Here is a 15,838-nt window from a genome sequence, read left to right as displayed (position 1 = left end):
ACGCCTCAGGGCGTGCCTTTCTGCAATACCGCCACATCGGCGTGGGGGAAGCTGAGTTCGGCCTGCCAGCGAGCAGCCAGCACCCGAAACGATGCCTCGGCAAAGAAGACGATGTGGGTCGGGTCGTGGCGATAGCGCCAGTTTTTAAACCGCTCGTCACTGAGCACCCGCTGGGTTTGCAGCACCAGCAGGCCACCAGGCTTGAGGCAATCCCACAACTGCGCCAGCACCGTGCGCGGCTCGGCAATATGCTCGATCACCTCGGTACTGGTGATGAAGTCATACTGACGCGTCAGCAACTCGGGAAAATCTGCGTAGAACTTGTCATACCCCGCCATCTGGTAACCCGCCTCGCGCCCCATCGCCACCAGCGCCGGCCCCGGGCCACAGCCAAAGTCGAGGCCACTGGCAGGGGTTGGCACCCGCGCCAGCACCTCACCAAAAGCCCGCATCAGAAAGCTGCGATAACGGGGATCATCCACCCGGTTGTCGTGACCGTCATAGACCGCCTTCTCCGCCGCCTCATCCAGATGATCCGCCTCATCCAGCCAGACCAGCTCGCACGCGAGGCAGCGATGATAGCGCTTGCCCGCCACCGACAGGGGATAACTGCGATGGCTGGCACACAGGGGGCAGCTGACGGTGGATGACATGGCGGTTCCTCTTGGGGGCTTCCTGTTGGATAACAGCGGCGCAGATTGCCTGCCCGCTGCCTCGCTGACAACTTTTTTTGCTCCTTAAGGGTTTCTTAAGTTTGCCCTTTTACTCTCAAACCATCGCAAGAGAAGGAGTCACCCATGACCATCGAGATCCAGGCCCCCTACCGATTGCTGCTAGCCAAGTCCCCGCAGCAGGTCATGGCGCTGCAAACCTACATCCAGGCCGCCTACACCCTCGAGTTCAACGCCCGCATCCCCCATTTTCTCCCCTGCCTGCTGGGGCTCTACAGGGCGGACGGGACGCTGGTCGGTGCCTGTGGTCTCAATCATGCCAGTGAGGGGCCTCTCTATCTGGAACAGTATCTGGAGCAACCCATCGAGGCCGCCATCAACACCCGCCTCGGGGTCTATCCGGCACGCAACCGCATTATCGAAGTGGGCAATCTGGCCTGCAGCGAACCGGGCAATGCCCGCCTGATGTTTGCGGCGCTGTGTCGTCTGCTATGTGAAAACACCCTCGACTACGTAGTCTTTACCGGCACGGCCAAGCTGCGCAACAGCTTTGCCCGGCTGCAACTCAACCCGGTGGAGCTGGCCCCCGCACAGGCCCATCAGGTGGGGGCCGACGCCGACGCCTGGGGTGAGTACTACCGCTGCCAACCCAAGGTGATGGTGGGTGACATCAATCAGGGGCGCGAGGTGCTCGCCCAGCGCAGCCTGCTGCTCAATCTGCTGGCCCCCATGCCGACTCTGTTTGAGGATGCAGGCAAGTGCAGTGATAACCAGACCCATCAAATAAGGTGCGCCCAATGAGCCTGTTCGACGCCATCGCCAAACATGCCCACGAGAATCCGCAATCCCCTGCGCTACTGAGCAGCCAGCAGCGCCTCGATTACCAGACCCTGTGGCAACAGATCCAGCGTCTGGCCAGTCAGCTGCAACAGCTCGACATCAGCCGTCTGGCGCTGCAACTGGACAACGGCCTGCCCTGGGCGCTGCTGGATCTCGCCTGCACCAAAGCCGGGATCGTGGTGATCCCGGTACCCCACTTCTTCAGCCTTGAGCAGCAAGAGTGGCTGCTGGAGAGCAGCGGCGCCGATGCGCTGGTCGGCCCATATCATCAGGGGTGGCATGCCGCCGAGCCGCTCTCGCTGATCACAGGCGAGCTGCCACTCTGGCGCCACATACCGGCTAATCGACCGGCACTGCCCAAGGGCACCGCCAAGATCACCTACACCTCCGGTACCACGGGCCAGCCCAAGGGCGTCTGCCTGTCACTGACCCAGATGATGGCGGTAAGCCATGCGCTGGCCGAGCGAGTCGCGCCAGCCAAGGTAGAAAAACACCTGACCCTGCTGCCGCTGGCGACCCTGCTTGAGAACATCACCGGCCTCTATGTGCCGCTGCTGACCGGCGCCTGCAGCCGCATTCCGTCCCTCGGGGAGCTCGGTTTCACCGGCTCCAGCTCGCTCAACCCTGCCATGCTGGGAGAAGCCCTGCTGCGCTGGTCGACCCATAGTCTGGTGTTGGTGCCCGAACTGCTGCGCCTGCTGCTGGCGCTCTGCACCAGCACCCCGACGCTGGCCCAACAGCTCAAGAGCCTGCGCTTTATTGCCGTCGGTGGCGGCAAGGTGGCCCCCGACCTGATCAAACATGCCCGCCAGCTCGGCCTGCCGGTGTATGAGGGATATGGCCTCTCGGAGTGTGGCTCCGTGGTGGCGCTCAACAGCCTGGATGCTGACAAGCCAGGCAGCGTAGGCCGCCCCCTGCCTCACTGTCAGGTCACCATCGCCAGCGACGGCGAAATTATGGTGAGCGGCAGTGCCATGCTGGGCTATCTCGGCAGCAACGAACCGACTCCCGAACAGATCGCCACCGGCGAACCTTCTGCCATGCAGATCGCCACAGGCGATCTGGGCCACCTCGATGAAGAAGGCTACCTCCATATCACCGGGCGCAAGAAGAATGTCCAGATCACCGCCTTTGGCCGCAACTTCTCGCCAGAGTGGGTGGAGGCCGAGGCCCAGCTCTGCCCCGCCATCGCTCGCATCGTGGTGTTTGGCGATGGTCAACCCGCCAACGTGGCGCTGATCCAGCCCCTGCCGGGCAAAGAGGCGGATCTGCCCCGCCAGATCGCAGGTCTGAACCAGCGGCTGCCCGATTATGCCCGCCTGCACTACTGGTTGCCGGTGGCACTCGACCAGCATCCCGGCCTGCTGACCGCCAACGGGCGCCCCCGTCGCAACGAGATTTACCAACACTTTTCCCGGCAAATCAGCCAATGCCTTACAGGAGAATCGTCATGAGCTTCTACCAGACTCTGCAACAAGCCACTGCTCAGGAGCGTGAGCATCTGTTCAACGCCCCCATCATCGAAGCCTGCCGCCGTGGCGATATCAGCCGTGACACCTATCTCGCCTTTCTGGCGCAGGCTTACTACCACGTGCGCCACACAGTTCCGCTGCTGATGGCAACCGGCGGCAAGCTGGGTCAGGAGTACGAGTGGGTGCGTGGCGCCATTGCCGAGTACATCGACGAGGAGTATGGCCATCAGGAGTGGATCTTAAGCGATATCCGCGCCTGTGGCGGTGATGCCGAGGCGGTGCGCCACGGCCAGCCCGGGCTGCCCATCGAGCTGATGGTCGCCTTCCTCTACGATCAGATCCAGCGCGGCAACCCCATGGGCTTCTTCGGCATGGTGCAGGTACTGGAAGGCACCAGCGTCGCCATCGCCCTCACCGTTGCCGACCAGCTGAAAAAGGGACTCGGCCTGCCACCGCAGGCGATGAGCTACCTGAGTTCCCACGGCGCCCTGGATCAGGAGCACCTCAAGTTCTTTGAATCCCTGATGGATCGGGTCGAGAGTCCGGCGGATCAGGCCGCCATCATCCACGGGGCCAAGGTGGTTTATCGCCTCTATGGCGAGATGCTCTACAACCTCACCGCCACACCGTAAGTCGGCAGCAGACAGCAAAAAGGGAATCCATACCATGAACCTTGAAGGGAAACTCGTGCTGCTCACCGGCGCCAGCGGTGGCATAGGTGAAGAGCTGGCGCAGGAGCTGGCCGCCCAGGGGGCACACCTGCTGCTGCACGGTCGTCGCGGCCCGGCACTGGAGCGGCTGTGCAAGTCACTGCCTCATCCCGAGCGCCATCAGGTGGTGCTCGCCGACCTCGGCTCTGCGCAGGAGCGGGCCAAGCTGTTGCAACACCCGGCACTGGAGGACGGGATCGACATCCTGATCAACAATGCTGGCTGCAACCAGTTTGCCTGGCTGGAAGATCAGAGCTTCGAGCAGGTGGAGCGCCAGCTGCTGCTCAATATCGAGGCGCCCATCCAGCTCACCCGAGCCCTGCTGCCAACCATGCGCAAGCCGGGGATCATCATGAACATGGGGTCGAGTCTGGGCAGCATCGGCTACCCCGGTTACAGCGTCTACTGCGCCAGCAAATTTGCCCTGCGCGGCTTTAGCGAAGCGCTGGGACGGGAGCTGGAGGGGAGCGGCATCAAGGTGCTGCACTTTTCCCCCCGCGCCACCCGTACCAAGCTCAACTCCGAGGCCGCCTACGAGATGAATGCGGCGCTCGGCACCCAGACTGACAGCCCGCAGGAGGTGGCCGAAGAGGCGGTCATCGCCCTGTGCAACGAAACCCGCCGCAGCTGGCTCGGCTGGCCGGAAAAACTGTTCGTGCGGCTCAACGCCCTGCTGCCCGGAATCGTCGACAAGGCGCTGGCCAGACAGCTGCCGATCATCAAACGTTATGCCCGTCATCTTCAGCCAGGGACGGCTGATGCCGGCGCAAACAGTGCGCCACAACCAGACTTGTCCCGCCCGATCCCGACCAAGAAGGAGCATTAATATGAACTTTTTCCGTCAATCAGTGACCTCTTGTGCCATCGCCATCCTGCTGGGGTCCACCTCGGTCATGGCCGCGGGTGATGCCCTCGTCCCCATCCAGCAACAGTGGGCCGTCTGCCAGTATCAACAGACCGGCAAGGCGAAAGAGAGCTGCCTCGAAACCCTGAGCACCCAGGCCGAAGCGGCCAGCGCCAAGGAGCCTTTTCGCGCCGATCTGCTGATCTGGTCTGCCATCGTCAAGAGCACCTGGGCGGGGGCCAAAGGGGGGCTGGGGGCACTGGGTCTGGTGAAAGAGGCCAAAGCCAAGCTGGAGCTGGCACTCAAACAGGATCCCAAGGCGCTGGACGGCTCCGCCTACACCAGTCTGGGCTCCCTCTACTATCAGGTGCCCGGCTGGCCGGTCGGCTTTGGCGATGACGAAAAGGCAGAGCAACTGCTCAAGCAGGCGCTGGCCATCAATCCCGATGGCATCGACCCCAACTTCTTCTATGGCGACTTCCTGCTGGATCAGGGTCGCAAGGCCGAGGCCAAAACCTACCTCGACAAGGCGCTGGCCGCCCCGGCCCGCCCAGGTCGCGAAGTGGCCGACGAAGGGCGCAGAATGGAGATCCGCGATCGGCTGGCCAAGCTATAAAACCCTGATGGATCAAAGAACTATTTAAACTCTGCCCACCAGCTTGCATACTGGTGGGCAGGGTTGTTTATGCCACGGCACGCCCTGGCGCTGAGCCAGATCGCCACACCCAACAAACAGGGAGAAAAGAATGCGGATCCTGCTGGTAGAAGATGATGTGATGCTGGGGGATGGTATGCAGGATGCACTGCGCCATAGCGGCTACACGGTGGACTGGCTGCAACAGGGGTTGCCCGCTCTGGCAGCCCTCAAGAGCGACGAGTTCGCCGCCCTGATCCTCGATCTCAACCTGCCAGACATCGATGGCCTCAGCCTGCTGCGCAAGTTGCGGCGTGAAGGACACCAGCTGCCGGTGCTGATCCTCACCGCCCGCGATGCGCTGGACGATCGGGTGGTTGGCCTCGATGCCGGCTCCGACGACTACATGGTCAAGCCCTTCGCCCTGCAGGAGCTCAACGCCCGTCTGCGCGCCCTGGTTCGCCGCAGCAAGGGGCAGGCTCAGGCGGTACTGGAGTATGGCGATATCCTTATCTATCCAGAATCCCAGCAGGTCACCTATCAGGGCGAGGCGGTCAAACTCACCCCCCATGAATACAAGTTGCTGCAGGAGCTGATCAGCCAGAGCGGCCGGGTGCTGAGCAAGGATCAGCTGCAACAGAGCCTCTACGGCTGGGATGAAGGCGCCGAGAGCAACGCGGTAGAGGTGCATATCCACCATCTGCGCAAGAAGTTCTACAGCGACCTCATCCGCAATATTCGCGGTGTTGGTTACATCATTCCCCAGCTCGAACAGCCAAGCCGGACACCCGCACGATGAAACGTCCCCGCTCCATTCGCCGCTTTCTGCTCACCGGTATCCTGACGCTGGTGAGCCTGAGTCTCACCATCAGCGCCTTTATCGGCTACATGGAGGCGAGCCACGAAATGGAGGAGCTGTTTGATGCCCGCCTCGCCCAGTCTGCGCGCATCACCAACCAGCTGCTGGCCCGCTATATGGCCCAGCAGGGGCAGTTGCCCGCCAATGGCACCGTCTATCAGGAGTGGGAGGCGCAGAACCCCGATGAGTGGCAAAAAGACCCCAGCCTCAACCTGACCGGCGAGGATCGGGAGATCACCCCCTACGGCCACGAGTTCGAGCGCAATCTCTACTTCCAGCTGCTCGATGAAAAGGGCGGCTTGCTGCTGCGCGCCCCCAGCGCCCCGGATCAGCCGCTGGTCACCCTGGCCATCGGCTTCGACACGGTCGAAAAAGATAATCACCAGTGGCGCACCTTCACCCTCTACAACCAGCAGGAGCAGACCTGGCTGGTGGTGGCAGAGCGGGACGACGAGCGCAGCGAACTGGCCAGCAAGATGGCCACCCTCACCATGCTGCCGCTGCTGATCACCCTGCCCTTTCTGCTGGCCCTGCTCTGGTGGCTCATCACTCGCGGGCTGGCCCCCTTGCGTCAGCTGGCCCAGGCCATCAGCGAACGTCACCCCGCCAACCTGAGCCCGCTCAGCCTCAAGATAAGCGCTCAGGAACTGACCCCCCTCACCAACGAGATCAACCGGCTAATGCAGGCGCTGGCGGAGACCATAGAGCGGGAGAAGCAGTTCACCAACGAGGCGGCCCACGAGCTGCGCACCCCGCTGGCGGTACTGCGGATCCACAGTGAAAATGCCCTTGCGGCCGAAGATGAAGTGAGCCGCCAGCAATCCCTGCACAAGATGCTGCAGGCCCTCGATCGCAGCGATCGGCTGATCCGCCAGCTGCTGACCCAGGCCCGTATCGACAATCAACAGGGACTGGTATTGACCGAACTGGAGGTGGGCCACCTGCTGCAAGGCACCCTGGCGACCCTGGCTCCCATTGCCCTCAAGAAGGAGCAGCAGCTGTCGCTGGAGTGTGAATTGCCGCTGCTGGTGATGGGGCAGGCCACCCTGCTCGAACTGCTGTTCAGTAATCTCATCGACAATGCGCTGCGCTACACCCAGCCGGAGGGCGAGATCAGGGTGCGGGTTCAGCGAGAGGGCAACCGGGTGAGGGTGGATGTGAGCGACAATGGCCCCGGCATTCCCGCCAGCGCCTTGCCCCGGCTGTATGAACGCTTCTTTCGGGTCAATCCCCAGCAGGGGGATGGCGTGGGGCTCGGCATGGCCATCGTCTCGCGCATCGCCCAACTGCACGGCGCCGATCTCGATGTCCACAACCGACCGGAAGAGGGGCTGGAGGTGAGCGTGTTACTCCCGCTCCCGCCGGCAAGATAAGCGATAAGTAAAGAGCCCGCGAGCGGGCTCTTTACTTTCAATCACAATCTGGTTGCACGGTAAAGGTTCGACTGGAATCCACCGGGCCCAGCTCCGCCAGCAGACGTCGGCCCAGCAGCACCGGATAGATCATCTTGCTGCGATCCCGCAGGGTGAACCACTCCTCATACACCTTGTTCCCCAGACAGATGGACATGGTCACCGTTGGCCGCTGCGCCATACCGCCCGCACCGCGCACCGTCACGCTGCGCTCGACCCTCCGTTCGAACTGTTGTTTGACCAGTTTGCCGCTGTCGGCATCAGTTACCACCAGCATGAAGCGCACCCAGCGCTTGCCATCCCTTTTGAATCTGGTGATGGCGCGAGCATCGAGGGAAGAGGTGAGCGCCCCGGTGTCGAGTTTCATCTTCACCGCCACGCCGGTGGGCAAAATAAGTCCCTTCTCGATCCAGCCATAGCTGGTCGGGGTCTCTGCCAGCACACTGCCACACAGTGCCAGCATCAGGGTGATCCCCACCATCATCTTGCCCATTTTACTGCCCCGCCTTGTCAATCCTGCGCCCAGATCTACCACAGTCCTATTGTGGGTCAATCCGATTTATTTCAGCTACTTGGATAATATCTGGCAGGTCAGGAGAGAGACGACAAAGAGTGGCCGAACGGCGGCCCAAGCGAGCGGGAATATCGAAGGAGAGCAAGGCACCGAACGGTGCTGGATGAAACTGGTGGTTAACCTCAGGTTGTGACGCCAAAGGCTACCACAAGGATTTACAAATTATCAGTCTTGTTCTGAAGGGATTTTTGCCTACACTGTTGTAAACCGGAGGGCCTGAAAACCACCGGTTTTTTTGCGCCTGCCGAAAATTTGCCACTGCAAAAGTGACTTTCAACAAGGCTCAATAAGGAATTTGTAATGCGTATCGAAGAAGACTTGAAGCTCGGTTTCAAGGATGTCCTGTTCCGCCCCAAGCGCTCTACTCTCAAGAGCCGTTCCCAAGTAAGCCTGACCCGTCAGTTCACCTTCAAACACACTCAGACCCAATGGCAAGGCGTACCCGTCATCGCCGCCAACATGGATACCGTCGGCAGCTTTGCCATGGCGCGCACGCTGGCCGGTTTCGAGATGATGACCGCGGTACACAAGCACTACAGCCTTGAGCAGTGGCAAGCTTTCGTCAACGAGACCGACCCGGCGCTGCTGGGCCATGTGATGGTCTCCACCGGCACCTCGGCTGAAGATTTCGCCAAGACCCGCCAGATCCTTGCCATGTCCGAAGCGCTGCGCTTCATCTGTGTCGACGTGGCCAACGGCTACTCCGAACACTTCGTCGAGTTTGTACGCAAGATTCGTGAAGCCTGCCCCAACCACGTCATTCTGGCGGGCAACGTGGTGACCGGCGAGATGGTCGAAGAGCTGATCCTCTCCGGCGCCGACATCGTCAAAGTCGGCATCGGCCCGGGCTCGGTCTGCACCACTCGCGTCAAGACCGGTGTCGGTTATCCGCAACTCTCCGCCATCATCGAGTGTGCCGATGCGGCCCACGGCCTCGGCGGCCAGATCGTCGGTGACGGCGGCTGCACTTGCCCTGGCGACGTCGCCAAAGCCTTCGGCGGTGGCGCCGACTTCGTCATGCTGGGTGGCATGCTGGCAGCCCACGAGGAGTGCGGTGGCGAGATCGTCGATGTAGACGGTGAGCCCTTCATGAAGTTCTACGGCATGAGCTCCTCCAGCGCCATGGACAAGCACGCTGGTGGCGTCGCCGAATACCGCGCCTCCGAGGGTAAAACCGTTCTGCTGCCATACCGCGGCCCGGTCGAGAATGCCGTGCGCGACATTCTGGGCGGCGTGCGCTCCACCTGTACCTACGTGGGCGCCAGCCAGCTGAAAGAGTTGACCAAACGCACCACCTTCATCCGGGTGCGTGAGCAAGAGAACAACGTCTACGGCAAGGAGTAACCTGCCACAGACCTCCGTCACGCGCTGACGGTTAGAAGCCAGTCAACCGGTGTGCTACCCTGCGCACCGGTTTTTTTGCATCTGGGATCCCGAGCCATGACCACTCCCCTGCCCCCGTTTGACTGGGATATCTTCTGTTGCGTCGTCGACAACTTCGGCGACATCGGTGTCACCTGGCGACTCGCCCGCCAGCTAAAGCGGGAGGAGAATATAACGGCACATGGCGATGCGGTTCAGGTGCGGCTCTGGGTGGACGATCTGGCAAGTTTCGCCCGCATCTGTCCCGGGCTCGACCCGGAGCAGGATGGTCAGTGGGTCGATGGCATCTATATCCAGCACTGGCATGAGACCCTGCCGACCGACATGACTCCGGCCAGGGTGGTGATCGAGGCCTTTGCCTGCGAACTGCCCGCCCCCTTCATTGCACAAATGGCCGAACTGATGGCGAGCCAACCCAAGCCCCCCTGCTGGATCAATCTGGAGTACCTCTCGGCAGAGAGCTGGGTCGAGGATTGCCACGGCCTAGCCTCGCCCCAGCGTGTTGGCAATAAAAGCCTCAACAAATACTTCTTCTTCCCGGGCTTTACCGCTAAAACCGGCGGCCTTTTGTGCGAGCACGACCTGATCGCCGAACGGGAGCTGTGGCAGCAAGATGATGCGGGACTGGCAGCCTACTGGGCCAGTCTCGGTTTGCCACCAAAACAAGAGAACGAGCTGCGGGTCAGTCTCTTTACCTACGAGAGCAATGCGCTGAAGAGTCTGGTCGAGAGCTGGTGCCAGAGCGCCACGCCCGTCACCCTGCTGCTGCCGCTGGGGCGCTCTCTCAACGATGTGCTCACCGGTGCCGGTCTGACTGATGCCATCCCTGCAGCCAAAGCGGGGGATCTGCTCCACTCGGGCAACCTCACCATCAAGCTGCTGCCGATGACCGATCAGGCTGGCTACGATCGACTGCTGTGGACCTGCGATCTCAATCTGGTGCGTGGGGAGGACTCCTTCGTACGGGCCCAGTGGGCGGCTCGTCCTTTCCTCTGGCACATCTACCAACAGGAGGAGGAGGCCCATCTGGTCAAGCTGGAGCAGTTCCTTGACCACTACTTATCCGATCTACCCGCCGAGTGCGGCCAATGGCTGCGCCGCTTCAATCTGGCTCTCAACCGTGGCGAAGATTGCGGCGAACTTTGGGCCCAATGGCCCCGATATAGCGCCATTTGGCAGCAACATGGGCGAAGCTGGTCACAGAAGTTGCTCCGGGATGGGGATCTCGTCACGAGGTTGGTGAAATTTCTGGAAAGCCGTATATAATCTGGCAGTTTTTATCCGTCCGTTTCACGAACAGGAATTTTTTACATGAAAACCGCTCAGGAAATCCGCGCTGGTAACGTAGTCATGATCGGCACCGAGCCGATGGTGGTCCAGAAGGCTGAATTCAACAAATCCGGCCGTAACTCCGCCGTGGTCAAAATGAAGCTGAAAGGCCTGCTGAACGGCAGCGCCACCGAGACTGTCTTCAAGGCCGACGACAAGCTGGACGTTGTTCAGCTGGAGCGTAAAGAGTGCACCTACTCCTACTTCTCCGACCCCCTGTATGTCTTTATGGACACCGAGTACAACCAGTACGACGTAGAGAAAGACAACCTGGGTGACGTGCTGAACTACCTGGTAGACGGCATGGAAGATCTGTGTGAAGTGACTTTCTACAACGAGAAAGCCATCTCCGTAGAACTGCCGACCACCATCGTGCGCGAAGTTGAGTACACCGAACCGGCTGCCCGTGGCGACACCTCCGGCAAAGTGACCAAGCCTGCCCGTCTGAAAGGCACTACCTACGAGCTGGCTGTTGCCGCTTTCGTAGAGATCGGTGACAAGATCGAAATCGATACCCGCACCGGCGAATTCAAGCGTCGCGTCAACTAATTGACCGCTTTGAATTGATTGCAAAAAAGCGAGCCACCGGCTCGCTTTTTTATTGCCTCCGAGTTGCCATCACATCGCCCGCCTTCAGAAAATCCCGCCGCCGCCGCTAACCCAGATAACCGGGGGAGCACACTATGGCCAGATTATCCTTATCACTGCTGTTATTGACCTTGCTGGCTGGCCATGGGGCAGAGGCGAGCGAGGTTGCGCCCCCCGTTGCCGAACCTATGCCCCTCGACCACTGGCAAGCGAGCGACTGGAAAGGGTTGCCCGATGCCACCCAGATCGATAAGCAGACGGTGCTGTTTGCCAAACACGACAGTGAAAACTATCTGGGGCTCGCCATTTTACTGCCCGACTGGCAGCGCAGCGGCCAGCTCTGGCAACTGACTCGCGCCCTCGGTCGACTGGGCTTTGATACCCTGCTGCTACTCCCCTCCCCCCAGCAGACCGAACTGGACCCAGCCGCCGAGAAAAAAGCGAAAAACAGCGATACATTTCGCAAACAGTTTGCCGAGCGGATCAGCAAGCTGGCGGACGCCAAGCTGCAGGAGGGGGGCTTCAAGCTGATCCTGGCGCAAGGCACAGGCGCTGCCTGGACCACCAACCTCATTGCTAGCGAACAGTTGCCAGCCCCCGATGCACTGGTGCTGCTCGATGGTTTTTTCCCCAACCAGCAGAGCAACCAGACCCTGGCCAAACAGGTGGCTCAGGCGGCCATCCCCACCCTGGACCTCTATCAGGAGGATGGCGGTCGGTGGCCCCTGCTGGCCGCCGAGGCCCGCAAAAGCGAGAGCCGGCGCAGCCACAAGCTCAACTATCGCCCCTACGCCCTGATGGAGCTGGAGGAGACCCCCACCCGCATTCAGGGCTGGCTCAACCATCTGGGCTGGCTCTAAATCAGCCGCCACCGTGGCGCAATAAAGCGCGCGCCAGCTCACATCTGCCGGATAAAGCCCAACCCTGCCACGGCGACGATCTGGCCCTGACCGCATCCTCTTTGGCATCATGGCCTCTCGAACCTGAACAATGGCAGGAAGGCCCATGCAGCAGATTGTGTTTCTCGACAGCGATACCCTGGATGCGGGCATCACCCTGCATCACCCCGACTTCCCCCACCACTGGCAGAGCTATCCAAGTACTACCCCGGAACAGGTGGTGGAACGGCTCAAAGATGCCAGCATCGCTATCATCAACAAGGTACGGATCGGCGCCGCCGAACTGGCCCTGCTGCCAGAGCTCAAACTCATCGCCCTGGCCGCAACCGGCAGCGACAACGTGGATCTGGAAGCGTGCCGCGCCGCCAACGTCGGGGTGTGCAATATCCGCAATTACTCGGGTCCCTCGGTGCCGGAGCACGCCATGGCGCTGATGCTGGCCCTGTCGCGCAACCTCTTCTGCTGGCGCCAGTCGCTGCTGGAGGGGCGCTGGCAACAGAGCGGCCAGTTCTGCTTCTTCGACCACAACATCATGGATCTGCACGGCAAGCAGCTTGGCATCATCGGCAAAGGAACGCTCGGACAGGCGCTCGGCGAGCGGGCCAAAGGGATGGGGATGACAGTGCGTTACGCCCAGAGCCAGATCGGCGCCAGTCACGACGAGGACCGCTTGCCCCTCGACGAGTTGCTGCAAAGCTCGGACGTCATCAGCCTGCACTGCCCGCTCACCCCCTACACCCGCAACCTCATTGGCGAGCGGGAGCTGGATCTGATGAAACCGGGCGCCCTGCTGATCAACGTCGGCCGTGGCGGTCTGGTGGATGAGGAGGCGCTGCTGCAAGCGCTGGCCAACGGCCGCCTCGGTGGCGCCGGTTTCGATGTGGCGAGCGTCGAACCCCCGCCCCCCGACCATACCTTGATGAAGGCGCTGCAATACCCCCACTTCATTCTGACCCCCCATGTGGCCTGGGCCAGCGAGGAGTCGATGCAGCGACTGGCCGACCAGCTTATCGACAACATCAACGCCTTTGCCGCCGGTCGCCGCCAGCACCGGCTGGTGTAACCGCACGAGCGAGTCACCGCAAAATCGAGTGACCACACCATGCAAAACGGGACCAACAGGCCCCGTTTTGCATCTTCCGCACTCACTGCACACGCATCAATCGTCGTCATGCCATCTGTGCTTCTTATGCTTTTTGTACTTCTTGTGGTGCTTGTGATGGTGATGATCGTCGTCATCATCGTAATAGCGATCCTGGCTCTTGTGGCCATCGCCGGTCTTGGCACCGATGGCCGAACCGCTCGCCCCGCCGACCCCGGCGCCGATCAGCTGACCGTTTTCACCACCGACACTCTTGCCGATGGCGGCACCGCCCAGCGCCCCCACAGCGCCGCCAAGGGCCGCTTCATTCTTGTTGCCCTTGTTGGCCGTCGCTGCCCCACCAGCAGCACCGCCTAACGCCGCTCCCACCAGCGCACCGGTATCGCCACCCAGCTCCTTGCCGATCATGGTGCCCGCCACACCACCTGCGCCGCCACCCAAAATGGTATTGAGGGTCTCGGAAGCATGCACGGTCGCGCTGCCAGCCAGCAAGGCACCCAGCAATGCCAGTGCGCGAAGAGCACGCGAATTCATCTCCATGGGTACTCCTGTCAAACCTGATTAATATTCAGCGGCACTATACAAAGTGCCACGGGGTTCGCCAGCCAGCAGAAATGAGGGATGCGACAGTCAATGGCCGCACGGCCACCGCCCAGAATGGAAGAGTAAAATCAAGCGATTGAATTTAAAGATTAAAATCACCAAAAAGCCACACTATTACGGCTGGGCGCCCCACAATCTGGTTGTCGTGTCCCGGCACAGACCCGCCGCGCTGGGACAAAAGCTGTCAGTCAGCAGCCTCATCCGCCAAATGCCAGCAGTCCCGGCCAGCCTCCTTGCTACGATAAAGGGCTGCATCAGCACGCTCGAAGATGGGGTCGGCAAGGGGTGAATGGCAGGCGCCGCCGATACTCAAGGTGACCTGCCCCTTGTGCTCACGCCACTGTTGATGTCGCACCACGTCAAGCAGACAATTGAGCTTCTCCGCCAGCTCATCCTGTGGCTGTTGCAGCAGAGAGGCAAACTCATCGCCACCAATCCGGTAAACCCTGCTCACCCCCAGCACATCAGCAAGACAGTTGGCCACCCGACACAGCACCTGATCGCCGAAGGCATGACCCCGACTGTCATTGAGTCCTTTGAAGTGATCAATATCAAACAGCAGCAGCCAGAAGCGCTCCCCCCTCAGCTCCAGCGCGCTCTTGTGCTGCTCGAAGGCTCGCCGGTTCATGATACCGGTCAGAGGGTCCCGCAACAGCGCATCTTGCCCCTTGAGGAAGCTGGCCCTGACCTGATCGATCTCGTTCAGGCTGCGTCGCACAAACCAGGTATTGGCCTTGGTGATGGGGGGAGAACTCTCCAGATTGCGCACGATACCGGTCAGTGAACCCGACACCAGCGCCTGCTCCTGGCGGAAGATCCGCACCAGCAGACTCAGTGTGCAACACCAGATGGCAAACAGGGAGATCAATGGCAAAACCACCATCTGCAGCGCCTCATAGAGGCTGTTGCGAAACAGCACGGGCGGCAGATAGATATTGAGATCCCAGCCAATGTCCGCCAGCTCGCGCTTCAGGAAAGTGCCATGACACAACACATCCAGACCGAGCCACTGCTGGCCCTGATGCTGCTCGATGGGGTAATCTGCCAGCAGATCCATATTGCTGCCCACCACCAGCTGGCCGCTGTCGCGCAAGGTAAGATAGAGTGCGGCCTGATTGCCGCCAACTGTCCGCTGTAGCGCCTGCTGCAGCGAGTCGAATGACATGTCGACCATCAGCAGCCCCAGCAGTTGCCCCTGATCGTCCCGCACCCGTTTAATCAGGCTGAGTATCAGTTCATTGGTATTGTATTCAGGGTAGGGGCCAAACCAGACGAGCTCGTCGCCCGGCATGGTGGTCACCTGATACCAGGGTCGCAGCGCCGCCTGATAACCGGGGGGCGGTAGCCAGTCCGGGTAGCTGTCGATACGATCCGCGTTCAGGTTGTAAAAGTAGATGTAGTGGTTGCCTGGTTTGATCTTGTGCGCAATGGCCCAGATGGGGGAGTCGGCCAGCCCGCCGCGAGCGATCTTCTCCTTGTCGAGCGAGGCCTCCAGCACCGCCAGTTGCCGCTCATTGACCTTCACCATCTCGTGGATCAGGGACGCTTCAACGGAGGATGCCATGTGGCCGAAACCGGATACCGTCATGTCGATATCCCTCAGATAGCTGGCAATAGCCATGATGATCGTCACTATCAGGATCATCAAACCAATCAATGCAGAGAGGGGGACCAGCACATAGTAGCGTTTATTGAGATACGAACGGCTCACATCACATCCGAACCAAGAAAACATACGAGGATTGTGGGAGAGAAAGGAGAGTGAATCGTTGATTAATATCACTTTCGCGCCCCTTAAATGACATTTCCAACATTAGCGAAACGTCAAGGTTCGCAAACGAATATCAACTGACAGGAAAAACGCTAGTTACCCCCGGTTAACCCCGCTCTGCATCGCGGGTGTTATAGTCTATACCTG

16 protein-coding genes are annotated in these 15,838 nt (G+C 60.7%); 12 read left to right on the top strand and 4 right to left on the bottom strand.

What is annotated here, in order from left to right:
• Positions 1-5: 5 nt before the first annotated feature.
• Entirely contained in the window at positions 6-653 is a 648-nt protein-coding gene (locus AB5Z02_RS00795; protein WP_368214980.1) for a class I SAM-dependent methyltransferase, read from the bottom strand.
• A gap of 144 nt (positions 654-797) precedes the next feature.
• Between AB5Z02_RS00795 and AB5Z02_RS00790 the strand changes: the two genes are divergently transcribed.
• The 7 genes from AB5Z02_RS00790 (at position 798) to AB5Z02_RS00760 (ending at position 7,403) form a co-directional block, all read left to right on the top strand.
• The gene (locus AB5Z02_RS00790) at positions 798-1,472 is read left to right on the top strand and encodes a thermostable hemolysin (protein ID WP_368214978.1); all 675 of its coding nucleotides are present in this window, start codon (positions 798-800) and stop codon (positions 1,470-1,472) included.
• Positions 1,469-2,965, top strand: a complete 1,497-nt coding sequence (locus tag AB5Z02_RS00785; RefSeq protein WP_368214976.1) for an AMP-dependent synthetase/ligase — start codon at positions 1,469-1,471, stop codon at positions 2,963-2,965. The genes AB5Z02_RS00790 and AB5Z02_RS00785 overlap by 4 nt, the downstream gene beginning before the upstream one ends.
• Positions 2,962-3,615: a TenA family transcriptional regulator gene (locus AB5Z02_RS00780; RefSeq protein ID WP_021229767.1), complete on the top strand. Its 654-nt coding sequence runs from the start codon at positions 2,962-2,964 to the stop codon at positions 3,613-3,615. The genes AB5Z02_RS00785 and AB5Z02_RS00780 overlap by 4 nt, the downstream gene beginning before the upstream one ends.
• A 34-nt stretch (positions 3,616-3,649) precedes the next feature.
• Positions 3,650-4,519 carry an SDR family oxidoreductase gene (locus AB5Z02_RS00775; RefSeq protein ID WP_236323057.1) on the top strand — a complete coding sequence of 290 codons (870 nt, stop codon included), beginning with the start codon at positions 3,650-3,652 and terminating at the stop codon, positions 4,517-4,519.
• A gap of 67 nt (positions 4,520-4,586) precedes the next feature.
• Entirely contained in the window at positions 4,587-5,153 is a 567-nt protein-coding gene (locus AB5Z02_RS00770; RefSeq protein ID WP_234704167.1) for a tetratricopeptide repeat protein, read from the top strand.
• Positions 5,154-5,283: 130 nt separating this feature from the next.
• Complete coding sequence (locus tag AB5Z02_RS00765; protein ID WP_005335091.1) at positions 5,284-5,970, top strand: response regulator; 687 nt, start codon at positions 5,284-5,286, stop codon at positions 5,968-5,970.
• Positions 5,967-7,403 (top strand): ATP-binding protein, encoded by a 1,437-nt coding sequence (locus tag AB5Z02_RS00760; RefSeq protein ID WP_368214975.1) that lies wholly within the window; start codon positions 5,967-5,969, stop codon positions 7,401-7,403. The genes AB5Z02_RS00765 and AB5Z02_RS00760 overlap by 4 nt, the downstream gene beginning before the upstream one ends.
• Before the next feature lie 37 nt (positions 7,404-7,440).
• On the opposite strand, the gene AB5Z02_RS00755 is transcribed toward AB5Z02_RS00760, so the two are convergent.
• Positions 7,441-7,935, bottom strand: coding sequence for an ATP-dependent zinc protease (locus AB5Z02_RS00755; protein ID WP_368214973.1), 495 nt, complete (start codon positions 7,933-7,935; stop codon positions 7,441-7,443).
• Between the two features lie 381 nt (positions 7,936-8,316).
• Between AB5Z02_RS00755 and AB5Z02_RS00750 the strand changes: the two genes are divergently transcribed.
• From AB5Z02_RS00750 to AB5Z02_RS00730, 5 genes are all read left to right on the top strand, one after another.
• The gene (locus AB5Z02_RS00750; protein ID WP_005348017.1) at positions 8,317-9,360 is read left to right on the top strand and encodes a GMP reductase; all 1,044 of its coding nucleotides are present in this window, start codon (positions 8,317-8,319) and stop codon (positions 9,358-9,360) included.
• 96 nt (positions 9,361-9,456) lie between these two features.
• Positions 9,457-10,665: an elongation factor P maturation arginine rhamnosyltransferase EarP gene (gene earP / locus AB5Z02_RS00745; protein WP_368214971.1), complete on the top strand. Its 1,209-nt coding sequence runs from the start codon at positions 9,457-9,459 to the stop codon at positions 10,663-10,665.
• A gap of 45 nt (positions 10,666-10,710) precedes the next feature.
• Positions 10,711-11,277, top strand: coding sequence for an elongation factor P (gene efp, locus AB5Z02_RS00740; RefSeq protein ID WP_005335100.1), 567 nt, complete (start codon positions 10,711-10,713; stop codon positions 11,275-11,277).
• Positions 11,278-11,411: 134 nt separating this feature from the next.
• Entirely contained in the window at positions 11,412-12,176 is a 765-nt protein-coding gene (locus tag AB5Z02_RS00735; protein ID WP_368214969.1) for a DUF3530 family protein, read from the top strand.
• A 145-nt stretch (positions 12,177-12,321) separates the two neighbouring features.
• Positions 12,322-13,278: a D-2-hydroxyacid dehydrogenase gene (locus AB5Z02_RS00730; protein WP_368214968.1), complete on the top strand. Its 957-nt coding sequence runs from the start codon at positions 12,322-12,324 to the stop codon at positions 13,276-13,278.
• Between the two features lie 96 nt (positions 13,279-13,374).
• Here the strand turns inward: AB5Z02_RS00730 and AB5Z02_RS00725 are convergent, their stop codons facing one another.
• Together AB5Z02_RS00725 and AB5Z02_RS00720 are read right to left on the bottom strand one after the other, a co-directional pair.
• Positions 13,375-13,857: a YMGG-like glycine zipper-containing protein gene (locus tag AB5Z02_RS00725; protein WP_368214966.1), complete on the bottom strand. Its 483-nt coding sequence runs from the start codon at positions 13,855-13,857 to the stop codon at positions 13,375-13,377.
• Positions 13,858-14,104: 247 nt separating this feature from the next.
• Positions 14,105-15,655, bottom strand: coding sequence for a diguanylate cyclase (locus tag AB5Z02_RS00720; protein ID WP_368214964.1), 1,551 nt, complete (start codon positions 15,653-15,655; stop codon positions 14,105-14,107).
• Positions 15,656-15,838 lie beyond the last annotated feature (183 nt).

Source organism: Aeromonas sp. R2-3 (assembly GCF_040908375.1).
GTDB classification, from domain to species: Bacteria; Pseudomonadota; Gammaproteobacteria; order Enterobacterales; family Aeromonadaceae; genus Aeromonas; species Aeromonas veronii.
The sequence above is the reverse complement of the archived record's forward strand: the minus strand, read 5'-3'. Positions and strand labels throughout refer to the sequence as shown.

What these genes read in the sequence shown, in the direction of transcription:
- AB5Z02_RS00730 (WP_368214968.1), top strand. Translation starts at nt 12,322, where the DNA reads ATGCAGCAGATTGTGTTTCTCGACAGCGATACCCTGGATGCGGGCATC.
- AB5Z02_RS00795 (WP_368214980.1), bottom strand. Translation starts at nt 653, where the DNA reads ATGTCATCCACCGTCAGCTGCCCCCTGTGTGCCAGCCATCGCAGTTAT.
- efp (WP_005335100.1), top strand. Translation starts at nt 10,711, where the DNA reads ATGAAAACCGCTCAGGAAATCCGCGCTGGTAACGTAGTCATGATCGGC.
- AB5Z02_RS00760 (WP_368214975.1), top strand. Translation starts at nt 5,967, where the DNA reads ATGAAACGTCCCCGCTCCATTCGCCGCTTTCTGCTCACCGGTATCCTG.
- AB5Z02_RS00785 (WP_368214976.1), top strand. Translation starts at nt 1,469, where the DNA reads ATGAGCCTGTTCGACGCCATCGCCAAACATGCCCACGAGAATCCGCAA.
- AB5Z02_RS00775 (WP_236323057.1), top strand. Translation starts at nt 3,650, where the DNA reads ATGAACCTTGAAGGGAAACTCGTGCTGCTCACCGGCGCCAGCGGTGGC.
- AB5Z02_RS00750 (WP_005348017.1), top strand. Translation starts at nt 8,317, where the DNA reads ATGCGTATCGAAGAAGACTTGAAGCTCGGTTTCAAGGATGTCCTGTTC.
- AB5Z02_RS00720 (WP_368214964.1), bottom strand. Translation starts at nt 15,655, where the DNA reads ATGTTTTCTTGGTTCGGATGTGATGTGAGCCGTTCGTATCTCAATAAA.
- AB5Z02_RS00780 (WP_021229767.1), top strand. Translation starts at nt 2,962, where the DNA reads ATGAGCTTCTACCAGACTCTGCAACAAGCCACTGCTCAGGAGCGTGAG.
- AB5Z02_RS00725 (WP_368214966.1), bottom strand. Translation starts at nt 13,857, where the DNA reads ATGGAGATGAATTCGCGTGCTCTTCGCGCACTGGCATTGCTGGGTGCC.
- AB5Z02_RS00755 (WP_368214973.1), bottom strand. Translation starts at nt 7,935, where the DNA reads ATGGGCAAGATGATGGTGGGGATCACCCTGATGCTGGCACTGTGTGGC.
- AB5Z02_RS00790 (WP_368214978.1), top strand. Translation starts at nt 798, where the DNA reads ATGACCATCGAGATCCAGGCCCCCTACCGATTGCTGCTAGCCAAGTCC.
- AB5Z02_RS00735 (WP_368214969.1), top strand. Translation starts at nt 11,412, where the DNA reads ATGGCCAGATTATCCTTATCACTGCTGTTATTGACCTTGCTGGCTGGC.
- AB5Z02_RS00770 (WP_234704167.1), top strand. Translation starts at nt 4,587, where the DNA reads ATGGCCGCGGGTGATGCCCTCGTCCCCATCCAGCAACAGTGGGCCGTC.
- AB5Z02_RS00765 (WP_005335091.1), top strand. Translation starts at nt 5,284, where the DNA reads ATGCGGATCCTGCTGGTAGAAGATGATGTGATGCTGGGGGATGGTATG.
- earP (WP_368214971.1), top strand. Translation starts at nt 9,457, where the DNA reads ATGACCACTCCCCTGCCCCCGTTTGACTGGGATATCTTCTGTTGCGTC.